Here is a 2,055-nt window from a genome sequence, read left to right on the forward strand (position 1 = left end):
TAGCTTTTTAACTTTACAGGATAGCTTATGATTATTTGAAGTTCTGCGGCTTTGATATAGCTTCTGTGCTATCTCAGCATTATAGTCACTATTTATACTAGTGCGATTAAGTTCCTTTTTTATAGCTCTTTCACTATAGCCAATTTTATTGGCTATTTGAGATGTTTGGTATCCTAATTTAAGTAATTCTTCTATGCAATATCTATTTGAAAGAGTTAAGTGCTTTGGCATTTTTTAGTTCCTTATCGTTTATTTTAGTTTCGTCAAAACCTAATAAACTATATTTGGAACTCTCTTTCAACTATTTAAAACTTTCAGAATACAATCTAGCGAATACTAATCATACAATAGACATTCTGATATCTACTTGGTAGGTCACGGGGAAAGGTATTCATCTTAGAAAAAAAGCATAGTGTATATAATGCTGTATAAACGATTTTTAGAAATTTTTATATATCAGAGACATTACTTGTCAACAAAAACAATCAGGTGCCAACATTAAACACAAATACTTTAAACCAATAGTACATGAATACAATAATAAATACAAACTTAAATAAGTTCTAAAAAGATTTCTAAGCCTTATTAGCAACACAACTAGAATATCTCAATTAGCTCTTTTTTAAAATTAGCGCGGACTTACTATCGTCGCTATAACCGAAGCTTATCAGCACACTACACAAATGTAGAAACGAAACTAATATCCTTTTTTTCACACATACATTCCTAAATCATAATATACTAAAAGCATACAAAAGTAGTATGCCATTCCGTCAGACCTGACCAAGGAACCTAGCAAATAGTTTATCAATAAACTTGAAGAACAATCTGCCGTAACAAACAACTTCCTGAAATTTTATCTAGAGCTATTATTTGCCACTTACAACACTAACAGAAAAAACATGCTCAACAAAATTTGGCATAAATTCTGGATCCAAAACAGATGTTGCTGATATAAAATGACTGTGATCAACGACATTTAAAACATTCCACGCATTCATCGGCTGATTATAATGATAAGCTCCTGCAAACATATAACTCATATCTATTACGCTAAGGACATTCCAATTACTCAATGATTGATCAAATGATCTAGCCCTATAAAACATATGGCTCATATTATTCACCTTTGAGGTGTTCCAGTCACCAATAGGCTGATTAAAACTTCTTGTATTTGCAAACATATAACTCATATCAAGCACATTTGAAGTATCAAAATCTGATATTGATAACTTAATTTCTTTTGCACCATCAAACAAATGACCCATATCTGTAACATGAGATGTACAAATATGATTAATAATATGGCCGTCGTAGTCAAAAGATTCACCCTTACGCAAAAGATTGCTAACTCTACCATCTCTTATAGACATATCACTAACAACTAAGGTATAATTATTCATATAGCCATTTTTAATAATACTACCAACTATATCTTGCGAACACTCGGAAGTTGATTTAGTTGTAGATGGTGAATTATTGGTATAACTCTTATAACCATTATAGGCATAATTATAAGTATAGTCGTATGCATCTTTTACTGACTGACAAGAGGATAGTATCACACCTAAAAACACCGACCCCAACAATACCAAGATTTTTGTAAACTTCATTTGTACATACATATTTTTTTGAAGCTATTATATAAGAAGTTGAATGATTACACAATCATCTAACCCACAGCAACTTTTCTAGAAACTTTTGACAAGCTTGACTAGACTTTTCTCGACAATAACAAAATAAAATGATAGATACTCAGAGTGAAGATCTAAGTTCAGTCATTCCGAACCATGATCCGAAATCTCATTACGTTGTAAAACTTATGGTAAGATACTTAATCAAGGCCCGTGCTGAACTTGATTCAGCATGATGATACATTTTGACACTCCAAAGAGCAAAGAATTAAATACCAAGTGTTTAGAGTTTAGAATTACATCGGAGCTATAAACACTCTAGCTGCAAAGGCAATCTGGAACACAATCTGTGATATCGTAGCCAAGATAGGTAATGCCTCTGACATACCTTCATTCGGAACTATTATCTGATCTCCACCTT

The 2,055-nt window shown here is 32.1% G+C and carries 2 protein-coding genes; both read right to left on the reverse strand.

Annotated features, from left to right (window positions below; translation table 11 throughout):
- Positions 1 to 231: helix-turn-helix domain-containing protein (locus F8C69_RS09985; protein WP_159183974.1), on the reverse strand; the 231-nt coding region annotated here is incomplete at its 3' end.
- 638 nt (positions 232 to 869) lie between these two features.
- Positions 870 to 1,625 carry a BspA family leucine-rich repeat surface protein gene (locus F8C69_RS09990; RefSeq protein WP_234384152.1) on the reverse strand — a complete coding sequence of 252 codons (756 nt, stop codon included), beginning with the start codon at positions 1,623 to 1,625 and terminating at the stop codon, positions 870 to 872.
- Positions 1,626 to 2,055 lie beyond the last annotated feature (430 nt).

This window comes from Francisella noatunensis subsp. noatunensis (assembly GCF_009823375.1).
In the GTDB taxonomy this organism is placed as follows: Bacteria; Pseudomonadota; Gammaproteobacteria; order Francisellales; family Francisellaceae; genus Francisella; species Francisella noatunensis.

Coding starts and splice junctions, on each gene's coding strand:
- F8C69_RS09990 (WP_234384152.1), bottom strand. CDS start 1,625: ATGTATGTACAAATGAAGTTTACAAAAATCTTGGTATTGTTGGGGTCG.